The organism is Pantoea sp. CTOTU49201 (assembly GCF_032054795.1).
Taxonomy (GTDB): Bacteria; Pseudomonadota; Gammaproteobacteria; order Enterobacterales; family Enterobacteriaceae; genus Pantoea; species Pantoea symbiotica.
This window is the reverse complement of sequence record NZ_DAMBSA010000474.1, coordinates 1-3,295: the sequence shown is the minus strand read 5'-3', so window position 1 is coordinate 3,295 and position 3,295 is coordinate 1. Positions and strand designations below refer to the sequence as shown.

The following is a 3,295-nucleotide window of genomic DNA, read 5'->3' as shown; positions in this document are numbered from 1 at the left end:
CACAGCACATGGCTTTCACTGGCGCCTTTGGCGCGCGCCACCGCCACGAACGGCTGGGTTGACACCTGATCGATGCTGCGCAACAGAATCTGCGCCAGCGGCGCGGAGATCGGGATCGCCACGGTAATCACCGGCAGAATCAAACCCTGCAGCGCCGAAGGATTGATCACCGGGATCCAGCGCAGCTGGAAGGAGAACAGCTGAATCAGCGCGATGCCGAGCCAGAAGGTCGGCAGCGAGATAAACAGCGCCGGTACCGATTGCAGCAAGGAACGCAGGAAGCGCAGCGCTGGCAAGCGCGATAACGCCGCCAGCGCGAACGCAATAATCGTTGCCAGCGCAAAGCCGAGCAGCGCAAGTTGCAGCGTGGCGGGCAGGTTGCTAATCAGCTGTTCGCTGACCGGCACGCCCGCCTGCACCGAGTAACCAAAATCGCCGCGCAGCATCGCCAGCAGCGTGTGCACGTACTGCTGCCAGAGCGGATTATCCGCGCCGTAAGCCAGTCGCATTTCGGCGATCTGATCCGGGCTGAGGCCCAGATCCGGGTTCTGAAACTTGATCAGCACCGCATCGCCGGGCAGCACCTGCAGCAGAAAGAACGACAGGGTAAACGCGGCCCACAGCACCAATACGCTTTGACCCACTCTTCGCAGCAGTGAACGTTGCATCATTAACCTGCCTTAGTGTTTTTCCAGCCATGCGCCGTAGAACGACGGACGACCTACGGCTTCAAAATTCACGCCTTTCAGCCACGGCGCACCGGCAAACACCTGCGGTTCTTCAAAGATCGGAATCACATACGCTTGGTCGAGCAGATAACGCTGCGCATCGCCGGTCACTGCCAGACGTTTCGCTGGGTCGACTTCCGATGAGATACCCAATAACAGCGTGTTGAGCTTGTCGTCGCGGAAGTTCTGCACCTTGTCGCTGGAGCCGCCTTTCTGCAGCAGCGCATCGCGGTTGGTTGGATAGAACTGGCTTTTCACCACATCAGGATCGGCGCGGCCCACTTCGGAAACGGTAAGCGGAGTTTTCAGCGGATCGAGGTTATCCAGCACGCGGCTGCCGGCATCACCGGCTTTCACCGCCAGCGCGACGCCAACCTGACGCCACTGTTGTGCCACCAGCTGCAGCACCTCTTTGTTCTGCGGCTGCGGCAGCGATTCATAAATGGTCAGCGCCAGTTTCTTGCCATCCTTCTCGCGGATGCCGTCGCTGCCCGGTTTCCAGCCCGCTTCATCCAGCAGTTTTTTCGACAATGCCGGATCGAATTTCAGCTTGTCGGCCAGATTGACGTAACCGGCAGCCGAAGTGGCGATCACTGAGGTAGCCTGCGGATAGTTCGGTGAGAACAGGGTTTGCACCACTTGCTGCGCGTTGGTGGCGTGCAGCAATGCCTGGCGCACTTTCACATCGCTGACTAGCGGGTTATCCGGGCGGAAGCTGATGCTGTCGTTAACGCCGCGCGTGGGTGCCGCGTAAATCGGGAAGTTTTGCTGTTGCGCCTGCTTCTCGTCATAGGCTTGTACCTGACGAATAAAGTCGGCCTGACCGGCCAGCAGCGCGCCGATGCGCACGCTGTCTTCCGGCGTGACGATGAATTTAATGCCGTCGAGATTGGCTGGACCTTGCTGGGCGAGATTTTTCGGGCCCCATTGATAATCTTTGCGCGCGGTTAAATCGACTTCGCGCCCGAGTTTCTCATCGCTGACCACAAACGGACCGGAACCGATAATATGACGTGCATCGCCGAGTTGATCGAAGCTACGTTGCAGCGTGCTGAGAGAAACTAATCCCGATCCAATCGTTGCGGTGCCCTGTAAAAAACCCGGTGACGGTTTTTTGAAATAGAATTTCACCGTCTGTGGATCAATAACTTCACTGCGATCGTAATTGTTAATCACCTCGGAAACTGGCAGGCGCTGGGCTTTATTTCCCAGACCGTAGGTATCAAAGTTTTTGGCTACCGCATTGGCATCTAATGGCGTGCCATCGGAGAAGGTGACGCCGGGACGAATTTTAAAGGTATATTCGGTTTTATCGGCGTTGCTGCTCCAGCTTTCGGCAATCCAGGGTTCAACTTGTAATGTTTTTGGATTCTGCCACGTCAGTTTATCGGTGATTTGATTCAGAATTCCGCCATTGGGATAAAAGCCACCGGCAGGTGGATAAAGGTTGGTATGCGCCTGTTGTTCGAGATAAACCAGCGTGCCGCCTTTAACCGGCGTGTCTGCCGCGTTGGCGCTAAAAATCCCTGATAGCAGGGCCAAACTCAACGCCTGCAAGTGAAAATGCTTAGTCATGGTGTTTCCCTTTTTTATCAATAGCCCGACGGGCGGTTTTCATCATTGAATGCCGCACACGGGAGTTGAACCAAGGAATTGCACTAAGCTTTGCCGAAAAAAATAAATAGAAGTTTGGACGTAGGGTCGCCATTTATGGCGACCTGATTACTGCGGTATATATTGAGGTCGCCATAAATGGCGACCCTACGGTGATTATACGTGGTTGTTACATCACGCCCATTAAACGCGGTAACCACAGCGATATCGCCGGAATATAGGTAATCAACATCAGCACAATAAATAACATGCCATAGAAGGGCAGCATGGCGGATACCACTTGCTCAATCTTCTGCTTGCTCACTGCGCTGGCGACAAATAATACCGTGCCGACCGGTGGCGTAATTAAACCGATGCCCAGGTTGGTCAGCATAATCATACCGAAATGCACCGGATCGACGCCTAACGCGGTGGCTACCGGTAACAGTACCGGGGTCAAAATCAGGATCAGCGGTGCCATGTCCATTAGCGTTCCCACCACCAGTAACAGCAGGTTGATACACATTAAAATCACATACTTGTTGCTGGAGAATTGGGTAAAGGCTTCGGTAATGATGGTGGGTAATTGCATAAAGGTCATCACCGCACCGAAACCGGCTGCGAAGGCAATCAAAACCATCACAATGGTTACCGTTTTGATGGTGCGGAATACCAGAATATGCAATTGCGTCCATTTGAAATCACGGTAAATAAACATGGTGACAAAGAATGCCCAGATGCAGGCGATGGCCGCCGATTCTGAGGCAGTGAACACGCCCGAAAGAATCCCGCCAAGAATAATGAAAATGGTGAACAGGCCCCAAAACGCATCGAAGAAGATTTTCAACGCCTGCTTATAAGGGATGCGTTCGCCTTTGGGATATCCGCGTTTACGTGCAAATCCCAGGCACATGACCATCAAACAGAAACCCAGCAGCAGGCCGGGAATAATCCCGGCGACAAACAGCGAAGAG

General features: G+C 54.1%; 3 protein-coding genes. All 3 read right to left on the bottom strand.

Translation table 11 applies throughout. The features are described 5' to 3' along the window. Nucleotides 1-668: ABC transporter permease (locus RTY00_RS22380; protein WP_312666319.1), on the bottom strand; the 668-nt coding region annotated here is incomplete at its 3' end. A gap of 12 nt (nt 669-680) precedes the next feature. After that, on the bottom strand, nt 681-2,303 hold the full coding sequence (locus RTY00_RS22375) for a TIGR04028 family ABC transporter substrate-binding protein (RefSeq protein WP_312666317.1): 1,623 nt from the start codon (nt 2,301-2,303) through the stop codon (nt 681-683). A gap of 208 nt (nt 2,304-2,511) precedes the next feature. Next, a partial coding sequence (locus RTY00_RS22370; RefSeq protein WP_312666315.1) for a TRAP transporter large permease occupies nt 2,512-3,295 on the bottom strand: 784 nt, incomplete at its 5' end.

Excerpts from the sequence above, each read along its gene's own strand:
- RTY00_RS22375 (WP_312666317.1), bottom strand. The coding sequence starts at position 2,303 with ATGACTAAGCATTTTCACTTGCAGGCGTTGAGTTTGGCCCTGCTATCA.